General features: G+C 40.1%; 12 protein-coding genes and 2 pseudogenes. 6 read left to right on the top strand and 8 right to left on the bottom strand.

The features are described 5' to 3' along the window. Window positions 1-54 precede the first annotated feature (54 nt). The 3 genes from QMA00_RS08075 (at window position 55) to QMA00_RS08065 (ending at window position 2,607) form a co-directional block, all read left to right on the top strand. On the top strand, window positions 55-486 hold the full coding sequence (locus QMA00_RS08075; RefSeq protein ID WP_076922037.1) for a thioesterase family protein: 432 nt from the start codon (window positions 55-57) through the stop codon (window positions 484-486). A gap of 12 nt (window positions 487-498) precedes the next feature. Further along, on the top strand, window positions 499-1,551 hold the full coding sequence (locus QMA00_RS08070) for an aldo/keto reductase (protein ID WP_076922038.1): 1,053 nt from the start codon (window positions 499-501) through the stop codon (window positions 1,549-1,551). A gap of 123 nt (window positions 1,552-1,674) precedes the next feature. Further along, a complete protein-coding gene (locus QMA00_RS08065; protein ID WP_010390904.1) occupies window positions 1,675-2,607 on the top strand; it encodes an ABC transporter substrate-binding protein in 933 nt (310 codons plus the stop codon). Here the strand turns inward: QMA00_RS08065 and QMA00_RS08060 are convergent. From QMA00_RS08060 to QMA00_RS08050, 3 genes and pseudogenes are all read right to left on the bottom strand, one after another. Continuing rightward, on the bottom strand, window positions 2,540-3,160 hold the full coding sequence (locus tag QMA00_RS08060) for a fumarylacetoacetate hydrolase family protein (protein ID WP_076922039.1): 621 nt from the start codon (window positions 3,158-3,160) through the stop codon (window positions 2,540-2,542). The two genes, QMA00_RS08065 and QMA00_RS08060, sit on opposite strands and share 68 nt — an antisense overlap. 242 nt (window positions 3,161-3,402) lie before the next feature. Then, window positions 3,403-5,918 (bottom strand): annotated as a pseudogene (locus QMA00_RS08055) (exo 1,3/1,4-beta-D-glucan glucohydrolase). 16 nt (window positions 5,919-5,934) lie between these two features. Continuing rightward, window positions 5,935-7,200, bottom strand: coding sequence for a sugar MFS transporter (locus QMA00_RS08050; protein ID WP_076922040.1), 1,266 nt, complete (start codon window positions 7,198-7,200; stop codon window positions 5,935-5,937). 251 nt (window positions 7,201-7,451) lie between these two features. Between QMA00_RS08050 and QMA00_RS08045 the strand changes: the two genes are divergently transcribed. From QMA00_RS08045 to QMA00_RS08035, 3 genes and pseudogenes are all read left to right on the top strand, one after another. Then, the gene (locus QMA00_RS08045; protein ID WP_076922041.1) at window positions 7,452-8,786 is read left to right on the top strand and encodes a GH1 family beta-glucosidase; all 1,335 of its coding nucleotides are present in this window, start codon (window positions 7,452-7,454) and stop codon (window positions 8,784-8,786) included. A 15-nt stretch (window positions 8,787-8,801) separates the two neighbouring features. Then, window positions 8,802-10,129, top strand: a pseudogene (locus QMA00_RS08040) (MFS transporter). A gap of 11 nt (window positions 10,130-10,140) precedes the next feature. Next, the gene (locus tag QMA00_RS08035) at window positions 10,141-11,151 is read left to right on the top strand and encodes a LacI family DNA-binding transcriptional regulator (protein WP_290156737.1); all 1,011 of its coding nucleotides are present in this window, start codon (window positions 10,141-10,143) and stop codon (window positions 11,149-11,151) included. Between the two features lie 12 nt (window positions 11,152-11,163). Here the strand turns inward: QMA00_RS08035 and QMA00_RS08030 are convergent, their stop codons facing one another. The 5 genes from QMA00_RS08030 to QMA00_RS08010 are packed head-to-tail and all read right to left on the bottom strand — an operon-like array spanning window position 11,164 to window position 16,711. Further along, complete coding sequence (locus tag QMA00_RS08030) at window positions 11,164-13,125, bottom strand: response regulator (protein WP_076922043.1); 1,962 nt, start codon at window positions 13,123-13,125, stop codon at window positions 11,164-11,166. 25 nt (window positions 13,126-13,150) lie between these two features. Next, window positions 13,151-13,612 carry a response regulator gene (locus tag QMA00_RS08025; RefSeq protein ID WP_028834347.1) on the bottom strand — a complete coding sequence of 154 codons (462 nt, stop codon included), beginning with the start codon at window positions 13,610-13,612 and terminating at the stop codon, window positions 13,151-13,153. Between the two features lies 1 nt (window position 13,613). Beyond that, entirely contained in the window at window positions 13,614-15,098 is a 1,485-nt protein-coding gene (locus QMA00_RS08020) for a sensor histidine kinase (RefSeq protein ID WP_076922044.1), read from the bottom strand. A 23-nt stretch (window positions 15,099-15,121) separates the two neighbouring features. Further along, a complete protein-coding gene (locus QMA00_RS08015; protein WP_008111968.1) occupies window positions 15,122-15,331 on the bottom strand; it encodes a hypothetical protein in 210 nt (69 codons plus the stop codon). A gap of 39 nt (window positions 15,332-15,370) precedes the next feature. Continuing rightward, window positions 15,371-16,711, bottom strand: a complete 1,341-nt coding sequence (locus QMA00_RS08010) for a sigma-54 dependent transcriptional regulator (RefSeq protein WP_010390890.1) — start codon at window positions 16,709-16,711, stop codon at window positions 15,371-15,373. Window positions 16,712-16,821 lie beyond the last annotated feature (110 nt).

Below are 16,821 nucleotides of genomic sequence, written 5' to 3'. Positions count from 1 at the left end.
CTCATCCGACCATATTGCTAATCTAAATGCTTTAAAACTAAGAGCAATAAATACATGGAAACGTTTAAACAACAATACCCTATTCATACCGATATCACTGTGGCATGGGGCGATATGGATGCCCTACAGCATGTTAATAACTGTGTTTACCTGCGTTATTTTGAAATAGCCAGAATCGATTTTTTAAATAAATTAAATTTATTTGATACCATCAACTCAAAAGCCACGGGGCCTGTGATCAGTGAAAATAATATTCGTTATAAGCGTCCCGTTACCTTTCCCGACACATTGAGCGTAGGTATTACCATTAGTGATATTAAATCTGACCGCTTTGTAATGAACTACAGTGTGTTTAGTCATGCGCAAAACGCGATAACAACCACCGGCATGTCAAAAGTGGTGATGTTTGACTTTAAAACAGGCCAAAAAGCCACGATCACTGAGCCATTGTTATCGGCTTTAAAAGCAAACTCTCAAACCGAATAATTAGGATTAGCAATGCAATATAGTCAATTAGGCAGTAGTGGTGTTAGCGTTTCAAGAGTGTGTTTAGGTAGCATGACCTGGGGAGTACAAAACACTCAGCATGATGCCGACCAACAGATAGCCTATGCGCTTGAGCAGGGTGTGAACTTTATTGATACAGCAGAAATGTATGCTGTTCCTCCCTCTCCCGATACCTACGGTAAAACAGAAGAAATTATAGGCAATTGGATAGCACGTAATTCACAAAAACGAAAAGACATTGTTATTGCAACTAAAATTGCCGGTAATGGGCTTTCATGGATCCGTGATGGCGGTGATATTACTCGCCAAGCTGTTATTGATGCGGTTGATCATTCTCTAAAACGCCTACAAACCGACTATATTGATTTATACCAGCTACACTGGCCAAATCGCCGTACCCCTCACTTTGCTAGGCAATGGCCTGGTATGCTTAAATTTACCGAGGTAGATGCAAAACAACACACTGCTGATATGCTTGATATTTTAGAGGGGTTAGATGCGTGTGTTAAAGCAGGAAAAATTAAGCATTGTGGGCTTTCTGATGATACGCCTTGGGGAATTAGCCAATTTTTAAATTTAGCAAAAGAGCATAACTTGCCAAAAATGGTGTCTATCCAAAACGAGTTTAGCCTAGTACATGCCAAAGATTGGCCTTATTTAATAGAACAATGTGTACATGAAGATATTGCTTATTTACCTTGGTCACCATTGGCCGCAGGGCTATTAACCGGTAAATACCTAAATGGAGCACGCCCTGAAGGCTCCCGCTGGACATTTATGCAGCGCAACGGTATTTTTCGTGATACGCCACAATCACAACAGGCGACCAAAGAGTATGTTGAACTTGCCCATGCACACGCTATCACCCCAGCTCAATTAGCGCTGGCTTGGTGTAATCAAGTTGATGGAGTGACATCATCTATCATTGGTGCCACTACTATGGCGCAATTAAAGGAAGACATTGATGCGTTTGATCTAACACTGAGCGATGACGTGTTATCAGCGATTGATATCATATTTAGAAATAATCCAATGCCTTACTAATGAAATCAAGCAAAGGGTAAATGTTATTCAATAATGTTGATTCTTTGCTATTCTTTATGTTTATTTTTTAAGCGCTAAGGTATAATTAAATACAGTCATTTCATAAAGAATTATCAGCTTTTTATGGATACAGCTCGTTATTTCTGCCTGCTATTTTTAATATTCTCGAGTAACAGTATTAGCCAATCTAAAAATCAGCTCACTGAAATTTTATGGCTACAAAGCAATACACCACCTTTTCACTTAGACTCAGAGAATACTCAAATGGGCTTGTGTGACAATTTAACTAAGCAACTTATCAGTAGTATAAAGGATGTAAAACATACTCGATTATTTGTTCCACAAAAACGAATTAATAAATATATCAAAGAAGGCAAAAATGTCTGCTTTCCATGCGTAATCCATAAAAAGAGCACCAACGAAGTCTATACATACTCACGCCCTACCTCTATCTACCCTGAGTTTAGTATTATTACAACTAACCAAAAAGCAGAAACACTTACTAAAGCACATGGTAATCCTATAAATTTAATTAGTTTACTTAGCGATGAACGCTTTACCTATGGACAAGCCGCAGCACGACGTTTTTCACCACACATAAATATGATTATTGAAAACTCTTTGAGCCATCATAACGTGTCCTTGAGCTTAAGTAGTGATAATGAGAGTGGCGTTGTGATCGATAGGTTGAGGCATGGCTTTTTAGACTACTCGCTCGATTACCCTTTTATGGCCAGTTACTTTAACCAGCAACAACACCCTATAAAAATCGTTAGTATCCCCATAGCTCAAAATACGCGCTCATTAATCAAAGGAGCTGTAGGCTGTGCGACTAATGCACCTAATGATTTTGCTAATCAGGCAATTAAGAAAATTAATGCGGCATTAGAAAGTACCATACTAGAATCAGCGGCTCATCAACTAAGCCAGCGACACTGGCTAAGTGAACATATCGATAATTTTGATAAACAATATTATCAACACATAATTAACTTTGACTCACAGACCAATGATGCTCCAATAAACACTGCTGACCAGAATAAAGAGCAACGTTGAACTCTCGCCCAGTACTAACCATCCCTACGCCAGCAGGCGTGCCAGTCATAATAATGTCGCCTTCTTCGAGACTCATAAACTGACTAACCTCAGCCAATATTTGTGCAGGTTGGTGCAACATAAGTTGGCTATCACCATGTTGAACCGGCTTGCCATCAATATGTAATTCAAATATAAACGATGTCATTTCTGGCGTTAACTCAATAAAATCACTAAATAGTGCTGAGCCATCGAATGCTTTAGCACGCTCCCACGGCAGGCCTTTTTCTTTTAAGCTGCTTTGCAAAGCGCGTTTAGTCAAATCAAGTCCAATGCCCACACCTGCAAGTTGCTTATTTTTAATAACAAAGCATAATTCAGTTTCATAATGTAGCGTATCACCGTTATGTGAAGAGAGTAAGGCATCGGTGATCGCGCTATTAGGCTTATTAAAAATTACCATTTGCTCAGGGTGTTCGTTGTTTAATTCAGCAATATGCGCACTGTAATTGCGCCCCACACAGACTATTTTTGAAGGTTGTATGCTCTGCGAAGCCAGCTTTATTTGATTCATTCTATCACCTGTTAATTACACAACGCGTTTAATATTTTGGCATACTCTCAAATAATTAACGCAAAAGCGAATGCAGTTTTATTATGTTTTTATGATAACTATTGAGCTGAATATAATCAATCACATAGAATGGAATGAAAGTAAGAAGGGACTAATTTGGTAGGTTTTTGTATACGCGGTTTTAAAGCAATAAGCAGGTACATTTAGTACCTGCTTATTGATGTTTGTTAATAGGTTATTGACTACTTACAAGTAACACTACTTTGCTCGGCAGCATTTGCTGTAATAGCCAGCTTAGCAATAGATACATGCCAATCACCTTGCGTGCTTAACTGCCAAGGGGTAAACACTTGTGCTAAGTCAACACCTTGCTCTGCAAAACAACTTAAGTTGATGTTTAATGTTTGCCATTGACCTGATTGCTCAAGGTTATCAGTAATATCAAACTTAAACTGACAACTCTCACCACACCCCATACCAACCCATAACGGACTAGCCGCGGCTTTATCTACTTTAATTTGTATTTGCAGCTGACCATTGTTTTCAACGTATGAACGTAAGTCAGATGGAAACGCAGCGGCTAAATTAACCCCAGCCATTGCTTGGCCATTAAAACGAATAGCGCGTGCATCTTCTTGCACCTCTTTATCAAATGTTTGGATGCTCACCGCACCTAATGACTCGCGACTGCTCGCCACCGTTTTTTGTTGCTCACCACTTTTTAAAACCAGTGACCACGGTGCTTTAATTGCACGCTCAAACAATACTAAATCATCCAGTTTTTCAGTCTGTTGAGTTTGCTCCACCAAGTCATCTTTAAGTACGTTGCTATCACCGTAAGTAAACCAAAACCATAAGGAAGTAATGGGCTATAAGCTTCGCCGTTGCGGTTTTCATTGTCGATTGGGTTATTCGGCCATGAAAACGATAACTTTCCTTTAAAGTCGTGGTTAATTGAACCGTCTGCATTTTTAAACAATACATCACTAATTGCATCACCTTCACTGCCTGGAAGCCAAATAGCAACAAACGCATCACTGGCATTTAGCTCAGCATTAACCCACATTGGGCGACCGCTAATAAATAATGATACAACAGGGATTCCCGCATCTTTAAACTTTCGCAGTAGCGCTAAGTCGCTTTTATTACCGCGCTGGTATTCTAGGTTATCAACATCACCATTACCCTCTGCATATGGTTGCTCACCAAACACCACAATGGCTACATCTGGGCGTGCTTTGTATTCCCCTTCAACACTCAGCATTGCACTGCCACCAGCTTGCTCTACAGTATCTTTAATACCTGCGTAAATAGAGCTGCCGCCAGGGAAGTCACTGTTGGTATTGCCTGTTCCTTGCCACGTAACGCTCCAACCACCCGACTGCATGCCGATGTTATCAGCCCCTATGCCTGCGACTAATACGTTGGTTTTAGGTGATAATGGCAGTAACTGCTGCTTATTTTTAAGTAATACTAAAGACTCGCGTACAGCCTGTTTAGCCACTGCACGGTGATCGCTACTACCAATAATTTCAGTTTTTCCAGACAGGGGACGCTTCGCAGGGCTTGGTTTATCAAATAATCCTGCGCGCATTTTAACGCGTAAAATACGCGTTACTGCATCATTAATTCTACTGAGTGGGATTTCACCGCTATTAGCTTGGTTAACCAAGTTGCTAAATAATGGTTTCCACTCATCCGGTGCCATGTATACGTCTAAGCCCGCATTAGCCGCTTGAGCACAGTTACTATTAGAACAACCTTTAACCTGCCCGTGGCCATTCCAATCGCCAACAACAAAGCCATCAAAACCCATTTTATCTTTAAGCACATCGGTCAGTAAATATTTACTGCCGTGAATTTTTTCACCATGCCAGCTATTAAACGAGGCCATTACCGTTTGTGCACCTGCACCCAAACCACCAACATAACCTTGAGCATGAAGCGCAAATAATTCTTCTTCAGAGGCGATATTATTACCTTGATCATCGCCATTGACAGTACCACCATCACCTAAAAAGTGCTTAACGGTGCTAACTACCCGCGTATCTGATAAAAAGTCTTCATCAACAGCGCCTTGCAACCCTTTAACGATAGAAGCGGAATACGCTTTCACTATTTCAGGGTCTTCAGAATACCCCTCGTAAGTACGCCCCCAGCGGTCATCACGAACCACCGCAACAGTAGGTGCAAATACCCAATCTATACCGGTAACCATTACTTCTCGCGCAGTAGCGGCGGCTATTTTTTCAATAAGTGCAGGATTGTTTGCAGCACCTAAACCAATATTATGCGGAAATAAGGTCGCACCAATCACATTGTTGTGTCCATGTACCGCATCAGTGCCCCACATTGTAGGGATCGTGCTCCCATCGAGGGAATCATCAATAGACGCTTGATACATCTTTTCAGCTAAATCAACCCAATCTTCAGGGGTTGCATGCTTATTATTGTTTGGAAACGAACCACCGCCATTTAAGTAAGAACCAAAACCATACTTACGCATATCTTCAACCGTGATATTACGGATTTCAGGCTGGATCATTTGCGCTATTTTTTGCTCTAGCGTCATGCTCTTTAGCATATCAGCGATTTTTTGCTCCATTTGAGCATCGCTTTTAATACCTGTTTCTATTGTTGGCCAAATTTCTTTTGGACTTGTCGTATCACCAGCACTGTTAGAGGGTTGCGAACAACCGCTGCTGGTTATTACTGCTAGCATCAGCGCAGTGATTGAAAAAGTGCGTTTAATAATCATAGCATCCACCCAAAACTCAAAGAGGAGTTGACGTTGTTTTTTTTGCACCAAACAGCGCGAAATAAGTAATATATAAATAGCAACCAATGGGCAAAATAAGAGCTAATTGCACACCGATGCTATCAGCTAGCATACCTTGTAATAACGGAATAATGGCACCGCCAACAATCGCTAAACATAAAATACCCGAACCCTGCGAGGTGTATTTACCAAGCCCCTGCAGTGCTAAACTAAAAATAGTAGGAAACATAATTGAGTTACATAATCCAACTAATAAAATAGCCCACATAGCCAGTGACCCTTGACCCGTCATAGCAATTAACACAAGTAAGCCTGCTAAAATACCGTGACAAGCTAATACCTTGGCTGCATTTAATTTTTGCATAATCGCAGCGCCAGCAAATCGCCCTATCATTGCACCTGCAAAATAATAGCTAATATAATGTGCAGCTTGTTGCTCTGGTAAACCTGCAATATGGTCAAGGGTTAAAAAGCCGACTAAAAAGCTACCAATCGCAACTTCAGCACCTACATAAACAAAAATACCAATCGCGCCCAAAATAAGATGGCGATATTTCCAAACACTGCCTAAGTCAACAAACTCTGTGTCACCTTGATTTTCAGCTTCACTATCAATCGCTTTACCGAGTTTAGGTAACTTCAAAAAAGCAAAAATAATAGCCAGTGTCAGTAAACTTGCACTGAGCATTAAGTAAGGGAACTTAACTTGTTCGGCTGTAGCTTGACTAATTTCAGACAAAATCAACCAACTACCAAATAATGGCGCAACCGTTGTTCCTAAAGAGTTAAAAGCTTGGGTCATGGTTAAACGCGAAGACGCTGTTTTTGCAGGCCCTAATACGCTTACATAAGGGTTAGCAGAGACTTGTAAAATAGTGATCCCTGAAGCAAGCACAAATAAAGCAAGTAAAAATAGTTCGTAAACATGTGCCTCTGCAGCGGGGTAGAATAATGCACACCCTATCGAAGCGACAACCAAACCAACAACAATACCAAATTGGTAACCTATTTTACTAACGAGTTTTCCTGCAGGAATTGACATAACAAAGTAGGCACCAAAAAAACAAAATTGTACCAACATTGCTTGGGTGTAATTAAGGGAGAACATTCCCTTTAAATACGGAATTAAAATATCGTTCAGGCAAGTAAGAAAACCCCACATAAAAAACAAGGTCGTAAGCGATGTTAACGCAAAGGTGTGTGTAGACCCTGGTTTTTGGCTGTTTTCTGCTGCCGGTAGTGGCTGTGTGATATGTGCCATAGTATAATCTCTAATTATTTATAATTATCAGATTGTTACCTCTATTTAATTGCGTTTAGTAAAACTTAAAATGCAGATAATAGTTGCAACACCAAATGTAAGCGCTTACATTTATAGCATACAGAGAAAATTTATCAATTTATTTACAAATAACATTGTAAGCGCTTACATTGCTGTATTATACAATTTCTATTGCTTAGCTAATTACGGTAAAGCGCATTATTATTGCAAGCTTAAGGACGTATCTCATTGTGTTTAAAACAATTTCGTTGCCAGGCACGTCAGCCCTTTTAAAATCGCCGTTTATTTTTGGTGTTGCCACGGCCTCTTTTCAAATAGAGGGAAGCCACAACACGCGATTGCCATGTATTTGGGATACTTTTTGTAGCAAACCAAACACCATTGCAGATAACAGTAACGGCAATCACGCCTGTGAGCATGTAAAATATTGGCAAAAAGACGTTCAAATGATTGCCGATTTAGCCGTTGATGCCTATCGACTTTCTATTTCTTGGCCCCGCGTTTTACACCAAGACGGAAGTTTAAACATTCAGGGCATGGCGTTCTATAAGTCATTACTACAGGCCCTTAAAGCACGCAATATTAAAACTTATGTCACTTTATATCACTGGGATTTGCCACAACATTTAGAAGACAACGGTGGTTGGCTAAATCGCGATACCGCGTATCAATTTGCTCATTACGCTCATATAGTAACTCAGCAACTAGAGGGCTTAGTGGATTCTTATGCGACCTTAAACGAACCGTTTTGTAGTGCCTACCTAGGCTATGAAATAGGGGTACATGCACCAGGCATAAAAAGTCAAAAAGCAGGACGCCAAGCGGCGCACCATTTACTATTAGCCCATGGACTTGCGATGCAAGTGATACGCAAAAACTGCCCTAAGATAGAGGCCGGTATTGTGCTTAATTTTAGCCCTGCCTATCCATTTACTCCTGACGATGAACGCGCTGCTAAATTAGCTGATGACTATCATAACCAATGGTATATACGGGCAGTACTAGAGGGCTGTTACCCTGAAGTGATTAATGAGCTTGCAAATGATGCAAAGCCCCAGATTAGTGATGGAGATATGGCAATTATTAGCCAAAAGATCGATTTTTTAGGGGTTAATTACTATACTCGTATTCATTACAAAAATACCCCAGATCATTGGTTTAGCGAAGCTCCTTTAGAGAATGTTGCCACCACCGATATGGGCTGGGAAATATACCCGCAGGGATTGTGTGAACTCCTACTTTCATTAAATGATCGTTACACGCTACCTAAAGTATATATAACTGAGAACGGTGCAGCGATGGCCGATGTATTAATAGATGCAAAAGTAGATGACATACATCGTATCAATTACTACCATACACACCTTAATGCCGTTCATAATGCCGTTGAGCAAGGCGTTAATGTGCAAGGCTACTTTGCATGGAGTTTAATGGATAATTTTGAATGGGCCTATGGCTATGAAAAACGCTTTGGGCTAGTCTATGTTGATTACCAAACTCAACAACGCACCTTAAAACAAAGTGCAATTGCGTATCGTGATTTTCTTAAACAGCGCCAAAAATAATAATGAGTGGCTTTTATGCTGAGTAAAAAAGAAAAAATAGCTTATGGCCTAGGTGATACGGCCAGTAATATTATTTTTCAAACCGTAATGCTATTTTTAACTTTTTTCTACACCGACATTTTTGGTATTTCGCCTGCTGTTGTTGGTACCCTTTTTTTAGTCGTCAGAGTCATTGATGCAGTTACAGACCCAATAATGGGCGCCCTGACCGATGCCACTCATACAAAATACGGTAGCTACCGACCTTATCTACTTTGGCTTGCCATCCCCTTCGCTGTTATAAGCGTGATTACCTTTACTACCCCCGCGATGGATGACGGCAACAAAATTATTTACGCGTTCGTTACCTACGCCTTGCTAATGTTGGTTTATACCGCAATTAACATTCCTTATTCGGCACTTGGCGGCGTACTCAGTAGCAATCCTAACGAACGGGTTTCTATTCAATCATATCGATTTGTGTTTGGCATGCTGGGGGGGTTATTGGTTACCAGCTGCACTTTACCTTTAGTAAAGTCGTTTGGGGAGGGTAATAACGAGTTGGGCTATCAACTCACCATGCTGGTTATGAGTTGCCTTGGTGTAGTGTTATTTCTAATTTGTTTTCGTTACACCAAAGAGCGGGTAATCAATCCATCACATAAATTATCTTTAAAAACACAACTTCACGTTTTATGGCAAAATCAGCCGTTTAAAATATTGTGTATGGCAGCCTGATATTATTGACCAGTATGGTGCTGCGCACGACATTAGCTATTTACTATGTAAAGTATGTTCTTGGAAAAGAAGATTTAATCACCGAATTTGTGACTTTAGGTATGGTCGGTAATATTATAGGCTGCGCTTGCGCACAACCTTTAAGTAAACGCTTAGATAAAAAAACGGCTTATGTTTATCTGCAATATATTTCCGCCATATTGAGCTGCATTGCCTTTTTTGTTCCTAATGAACACGTTTTACTAGCGTTTTTAGTGTATTTTTTATGGTGTTTTTTCACTCAAATGGCAACGCCTTTATTATGGGCAAAAATGGCTGATACTATAGATTACGGAGTCTGGCAAAATGGCCTTCGACTCACGGGTTTAGTTTACGCAAGCATCGTATTTTTTATCAAATTGGGGCTCGCATTAGGCGGCGCTATAGCGGGTTGGTTACTTGCGTATTATCAGTATCAAGCCAATGTAGAATTAAGCGAAGCAACTAAAAGCGGTATTTTAACCTCATTTACACTCTACCCTGCTATTGGCAGTATACTTGTGGTTTTAATAATGACTAAATACAACTTAGATAACAAAACCATAAAAAAAATCACCGCCGATTTAACACAAAAAAGTAATTTGTAACAAGGAATAGTATGGCCACCATTTATGAGGTGTCAAAGCTTGCAGGGGTATCACTTGCCACTGTTTCAAGAGTAATGAACAACAATGCAAACGTAAGTGATGCAACCAGAAAAAAAGTGACTTTAGCGATGGAAGAATTAGGCTACCGCCCAAATTCTATTGCCCAATCACTGGCCTCTAATTGCTCTAATAGTGCTGGCTTATTGGTTTCTGAGTTAAAAGGTCCTTTTTATGGCCCTATGATGAGCGGCATAGAAAACACCCTCAGAAAACACGGTAAACACGTTATTATTACCGCAGGGCACAGTGACGCAGAGCGAGAGCAACAAGGCATCGAATTTTTAATTAGCCGTAACTGCGACGCACTTATTTTGCATGTTGAAGCTATTAGTGATGAATACTTAATAAAACTCAGTAAAGGCAAAACCCCGTTTGTTTTGCTAAACCGCTATATTGAAGAGCTCGCCGACCGCTGTATTATTCTTGATAATACTAAAGGTGGCTATTTAGCCACTAAATACATTATTGAATCGGGCCATAAAGACATTGCGTATATTAGCGGCCCATTATGGAAAAAAGATGCCCAAGAACGCTTAAATGGGCATAAACAAGCGCTTGATGAATTCGCCATTAAATTTGATGAAAATAATTTATTTGAAGGTGACTTTGTAGAAGAAAGTGGCTACGAAGGCTTCGCTACACTGTATAAAAACAACCCCGCCTTTACCGCCTTGGTATGTGCCAATGACGAAATGGCCACTGGTGCCATGGTGAGTGCCAGAGAGCATGGTATACAACTACCTTCGCAGCTTTCAATTATTGGCTACGATAACGTGTTTTTTACCCGTCATGTTTACCCTCCGTTGAGCACTATAAATTACCCTATAGATGAAATGGGAAAAGTGGCAGCGCAGTGGATACTTAGTCATGTTTATCAAAAAAGCGTACACCCTATTCAAACGTTATTTGAGCCCGAGTTAGTTATACGCCAATCTGTGGTTAAACCTTTAACATCTAGGTAAGCTAATAGGGTGTTAAACAAGCTGATTGAGTAATGCTAAATTTATTGGTTTTAACAATACCTGCTCTATTTTTAGTTGCCTGATATGCACGGCATCGGGCTCCATACCACTAATAATAACGCGCTTAATATTAGGGTAATGCTGTTTAATAAACCCAGCCAGCTCTAAACCTGAACCATCAGGTAAATGCATATCAAGTAATACTTTATCGTAATTACTATTATGCTCTAGTACTGCCTTACAGTCTTTAACACTTGTTGCTATATCGGTATCTACATCCAAGCTTTCTAGTAATAGCTGGGTAATTTGTGCGGCATCAGCATCATCTTCTACTAATAAAAAGCACTTCTTATCTCTACTCGGTTTAGGCATTGGCTGAATAGATGAAGTAGGCTGTTCTTTTTGCCCGAGCCTTAACTCTAAGCATTGATAAAGCAAGTTGGAATCGACAGGTTTGGCAATCATATCGTCAAACCCTAACGCATTGAGTTCGCTATGAATGCCTTTCATAGTTGCTGCAGTTAAGGCTATGATTGCGCCTTTAAATCCTAGCTTTCTAAGCTCAATAGCGGCTTCTTTTCCGCCCATTACCGGCATATGGATATCTAAAAATATAATATCGTAGGTAGTGTGCCCGTCTGCTAGCTGTTTTTTTACTTTTTCAAGCGCTTGCTTACCATTATCAGCATAATCGACCGCAGCGCCTGCTGAACCGATTAAGTGACCAACTAACACACGTAAATCGCGTAAATCATCAACCACCAACACCTTACCGCTCACTTGGCAGGGTGCTACTTTTTGCTGCATATTGGGGGTTAAATCAAGTTTTAATAAATTGCGCTCTACCTGCCTGATATCACCAGGATATAAAGAAATGGTAAAGGTTGACCCTTTACCTACGTGAGAGTCTAATGAAATATCCCCCTGCATACGACTAAGTAGTTCAGAACAAATAGCTAAACCTAAGCCTGCACCACCTACTGAACGCGACTCTACATCAGCTATTTGCTCAAAAGGCTTAAAGATGAGAGCTTGTTTTTCTGGAGCAATGCCTAAGCCTGAGTCTTTAATACTAAAAAATAGCATTTCACGCTCATTGACTACTTCAGTCCACGCGTTAACCACAATCTCGCCTTGCTCAGTAAATTTAATCGCGTTATTGATCAGGTTAATAAGAATTTGTCGAACTCGAGTGGCATCTACACGAATGACTAGTGGTAAAGGCTCCAGTGATTCAAACTTTAGTGATAAGCCTTTATCGAGTGCCGATACGCGCATTAATGTAAATACGTCGGCCATTAAGCTATCAAGGTTAACCTCCCCTAAACTCAGTTCGAGTTTATCGACAGCAATTTTAGATAAATCTAAAACATCATTCAGTAAGCTTAATAAATGCTTACCATTACGATAAATCACACCGAGCTCGTTTTCAGCCTGCTTGTTAAAGTCACTGAGCATCAACAACTCGGTATAACCTAAAATAGACGACAAGGGAGTTCGCAATTCGTGGCTTAAATGTGCTAAAAAGCGATCTTTTGAACGGTTTTCAGCCTCGGCTTTTAAGCGTTCCACTCGCTCATCTTCTACATCACGGCGCGCTAATGCGTAGCGAATAGAGCGAGCAAACCGGCTACCACTCATTTCACTTTTAACTAAGTAATCAACCGCACCAGCATCAAGCGCAGCCGAATCTAGCGCATCGTTAGATTGCCCCGTTAACATGATAATAGGCCCACAAAAGCCATTCTTAATCGCTTGCTTTAAAACACTTAAGCCATCTGAGGCACCTAAGCGATAGTCAAGCAGGCAAATATCATGCTCATTTTTACTTAGTACATGTATTGCCTGCTCAGGAGAGCTTATCCAGTCTATGTCGAACACATGGGAACTGAGCTGCTCTAAATAGTCACGAGTAAGAATGTAATCATCTTCATCATCTTCAACCAATAGCAGCTTCGTTGCCTTTGCTAACATAGCGTCTCCTATTTTAATTATATGCTTAATCGTTAAACGTGCTTGGTAGCTCTACAAATTCAACCCAGTATTTACCTAACGTTTTCATCAACTCAACTAAACCATCAAAAGTTACTGGCTTGGTAATATATGACGCCGCACCTAAATCGTAACCTTTAACCATATCCTCTTCTTGCTTTGAAGTAGTTAAAATAACAACGGGAATACCTTTTAAATTAGGGTTGGCTTTAATCGCTTGAAGTGCTTCACGTCCATCCATTCTCGGCATGTTTAAGTCGAGTAAAATCAAGCCAGGTCTTGGTGACAGGGTTTTATCTTCAAACTTGCCTTTACGCTCTAAATACTCTAAAAGCTCTACACCGTCTTCAACAAAGTGTAATTCATTTAAAACGCGACTTTCAGCGAGGGCATCTTGGGTTAATAAACGATCATCTTCATCATCGTCTGCCATTAAAATGGTAATGGGTTTTACGTTTGTTAATGGCATATTATGCCTCTCCTTGTAATGTGAATAACTCTGCATCCACAGGTAGTTTAATAATGAAGGTTGCGCCTTCATTAGGGGTGCTTATTGCTGTAATAGTTCCGCCATGTCGCTCTACAATTCTGCGACACACAGATAATCCAATGCCGGTTCCTTTATATTGAGAACGCCCATGTAAACGCTGAAATGGCACAAATATTTTATCTGCATACTCAGCTGAAAAGCCGATACCATTATCTTTTACAGTAATAACATGCCAACTTACTTTACTATTATGGTCTTCACTAAACTCGCTAATTCGTTCAAAGCTAATATCAATAACAGGATTTACGTTAGGCGCTCTAAACTTCACAGCATTTGAAATTAAGTTTAAAAACAGCTGATGCATTTGACTCGGATCAGCCTGAATGATTGGCATATCAACCGTTATCACTTGCGCATTAGACTCGTTAATGGCTATTTCTAAATCGCTTAAAATATCATTAAGTATGCTATTTAGATTGGTGTCGGTAAAATCTATACCTCGAGTTGTTACTCGAGAGAACTCTAATAAATCATTAATTAAATTAGACATGCGCTGCGCAGCATTTTTCATTCGAGCAATGTAGTCAGTTCCCTTTTCACCTAACTCGTCTTTAAACATGCTTTCAAGACGATCGCTAAATGCTTGAATTTTCCTTAACGGCTCTTGCAAATCATGGCTAGCAACAAAAGCAAACTCTTCTAACTCTCGGTTACTGCGACTCAATTCATCAGAATACAAGGTAAGCTCTTGAGTACGTTCAGTCACCTTACTGGCTAAAGTTTCATTTTGCATTTCAAGCTCGGCACGATACTCGGCCGCATTTTTTAAATTAAGCCTAGCTAATAAAAACATACCCAAAATCAATAATGCGCTGGTAACTGCAGTAATACCAAAAGTGATTTTAGCTTCTTTTTTAATTTGTGCTAATTTCGAAAAGTGACTGACTTTAAACAGCAATTCGCGTTCTTGAATGTCACTAACCAATGTGCGAATTTCTCTGTAAAGATCACGCCCTTCATGTGTATTGAGCCTCAGAAGTGCACGCTTTTCCTTATCGTTTAATGCTAATTTAACCGTTATTTTAAGCTCATCTATTTTAGCTTCAACCAATAGTAACAGCTGTGCAATACGCTCAGCTTGCCCGTCAATTTCAGAATGTAAGGCATTCACATGACTTGTTTGGGATTTTATTTGCGCAACAGCATCATAATAAGGCACTAAATAATCATCAGATTGGGTTAATAAGTACCCTCGCTGTCCCGACTCTGCTTGCACCACCGAAAGATGCAATTGCTCTACCGCCGTACTTAGCATATTAGTGTTATCTAAACTTTGTTGAGTACGCGATAATCCTTGAATAGTATTAATGGCTAAAAAAGCATTACCAACAATAATACACAGCACTATAGAAATAAATAACGCCCATACTACATTTGCCTTACCTTGCTGTTTGCGTTTAATCATTTATCGTCCTGAATTAATTAGGGTTACTTCGACTCTGAAATAAGCTGCAAACTGTCACTGCACGCTTGGCAATTAGCAATTATTTTATCCAGTGCGGCGAGTGCTTTATCTTTTGGCATATCGTTTTCAAGTACTAGCTTAATTAGCTCAGCGTTCATCGAAATACGGTTTAACGGCGCACGTGCGTCGTGTACCAGCTCATTCAAAGGTTTTGCCTGTTGTGGTGATGCCATTAAAGTCCTCGTTTTGTTGTTATTAAATTTGCATGCTGGTTATTTATACTCGCCAATACCACCATAAGCATTTAAACGGTTGTATAAGGTTTTAGTACTAATGCCTAACATTTGTGCCGCTAATGTTTTATTACCTTGTACCTTATCGAGCGTGGCATGAATAAGCTCTTTTTCAACTTCTTCAATTGTTTGCCCTGCTGATACCTGTTTGTCCTCAGATTGAGTATTAACCCTTGAAAAAGGCGATTCTAAGTTGTCAGGTAAACTAATTGTGCTAGTTTGCGGGTCGCTCATAATAAAAGCGCGATGAATAGCATGGCGAAGTTCACGTACGTTACCCGGCCAGTCGTATGTTTGTAGCTCTTTAAGCTGTTCGTTAGCCCAGGCAAACGCTGTACCATTTTCGTCGTTCAACTGACCTAAAAACGCTTTTGCGAGTAATGGAATATCTTCTTTTCGCTCTCGTAGTGGCGGTATATCAATTGGAAAAACAGCCAGTCTAAAGTAAATATCTTCACGTAAAATATTATTCTGCGCTAAATCGGTAAGGGAGCGGTTAGTCGCTGAAATAACACGGCAATTTACTGGTAACTCACGATTACCGCCAACCCGTGTTACTTTTTTAGTTTCAAGTACACGCAGTAAATTAGGCTGCATATCAATCGGCATTTCGGTGACTTCATCAAGAAATAACGTTCCGCCATCTGCTTGTTCAAAAACGCCCTCTTTACGGGCAATGGCACCGGTAAATGCGCCTTTTTCGTGGCCAAATAATTCACTGCCAATAAGCTCTTTAGAGAGTGCCCCACAGTTACTCGCCACCAGTGGACCTTCGCATTTACTAGCATTATGAATGGCTTGGGCTACCACCTCTTTACCTGAGCCACTTTCACCCATAAGCATAACATTAGCATTGGTTTTAGCTACACGCTCAATCATAGTATAAAGCTGTTGCATGGGCGCAGACTCGCCAATAAGCGTGTCAAAATGATGAGTAATAGCGGCGCTTTTCGCTTTTTTTACTGTTTTTTTAGGGCCATTTAAAACCAGTTCTAAATCTTCACGTTGCAGCGGTTTTAATAGATGCGACACATTAGGCTCACACATCTCAGCTAAAATACCTTTAACCGAAGGGTGACCTGAAATAAGGGTGACTTTAGGCGATTGACCAATCATTTTTAAGTGATCCAGCAAGTGTAAACCACTGCCATCAGGTAACATAAAATCGAGCAGCACATGATCAAAGGTGTTATTTTCAAACCATTGATGCGCTTCTTTTAAACTGGTTGCTGTATTAATGTTGTGGCCAAGAAACTCAACAATATGGCAAATAACATCACTGAATTCGACGTCGTCATCGACTAAAAGTATATTTAACATGAATAATCCCTGTGCTTTTTCACCATTCTACTTACCCTTTAATGTAAATGAAAGATATACATAATTAAGGTACAAAATGCAGCTGTTTTATTTTTAATCCACTAGTTTAA

The sequence above is a fragment of the Pseudoalteromonas sp. APC 3694 genome, from assembly GCF_030407565.1.
In the GTDB taxonomy this organism is placed as follows: domain Bacteria; phylum Pseudomonadota; class Gammaproteobacteria; order Enterobacterales; family Alteromonadaceae; genus Pseudoalteromonas; species Pseudoalteromonas tetraodonis.
Note: the sequence above shows the minus strand (reverse complement) of the source record. Positions and strands in the feature narration are given on the sequence as shown.

Excerpts from the sequence above, each read along its gene's own strand:
- QMA00_RS08050 (WP_076922040.1), bottom strand. The coding sequence starts at position 7,200 with ATGGCACATATCACACAGCCACTACCGGCAGCAGAAAACAGCCAAAAA.
- QMA00_RS08035 (WP_290156737.1), top strand. The coding sequence starts at position 10,141 with ATGGCCACCATTTATGAGGTGTCAAAGCTTGCAGGGGTATCACTTGCC.
- QMA00_RS08065 (WP_010390904.1), top strand. The coding sequence starts at position 1,675 with ATGGATACAGCTCGTTATTTCTGCCTGCTATTTTTAATATTCTCGAGT.
- QMA00_RS08025 (WP_028834347.1), bottom strand. The coding sequence starts at position 13,612 with ATGCCATTAACAAACGTAAAACCCATTACCATTTTAATGGCAGACGAT.
- QMA00_RS08075 (WP_076922037.1), top strand. The coding sequence starts at position 55 with ATGGAAACGTTTAAACAACAATACCCTATTCATACCGATATCACTGTG.
- QMA00_RS08070 (WP_076922038.1), top strand. The coding sequence starts at position 499 with ATGCAATATAGTCAATTAGGCAGTAGTGGTGTTAGCGTTTCAAGAGTG.
- QMA00_RS08010 (WP_010390890.1), bottom strand. The coding sequence starts at position 16,711 with ATGTTAAATATACTTTTAGTCGATGACGACGTCGAATTCAGTGATGTT.
- QMA00_RS08060 (WP_076922039.1), bottom strand. The coding sequence starts at position 3,160 with ATGAATCAAATAAAGCTGGCTTCGCAGAGCATACAACCTTCAAAAATA.
- QMA00_RS08015 (WP_008111968.1), bottom strand. The coding sequence starts at position 15,331 with ATGGCATCACCACAACAGGCAAAACCTTTGAATGAGCTGGTACACGAC.
- QMA00_RS08020 (WP_076922044.1), bottom strand. The coding sequence starts at position 15,098 with ATGATTAAACGCAAACAGCAAGGTAAGGCAAATGTAGTATGGGCGTTA.
- QMA00_RS08030 (WP_076922043.1), bottom strand. The coding sequence starts at position 13,125 with ATGTTAGCAAAGGCAACGAAGCTGCTATTGGTTGAAGATGATGAAGAT.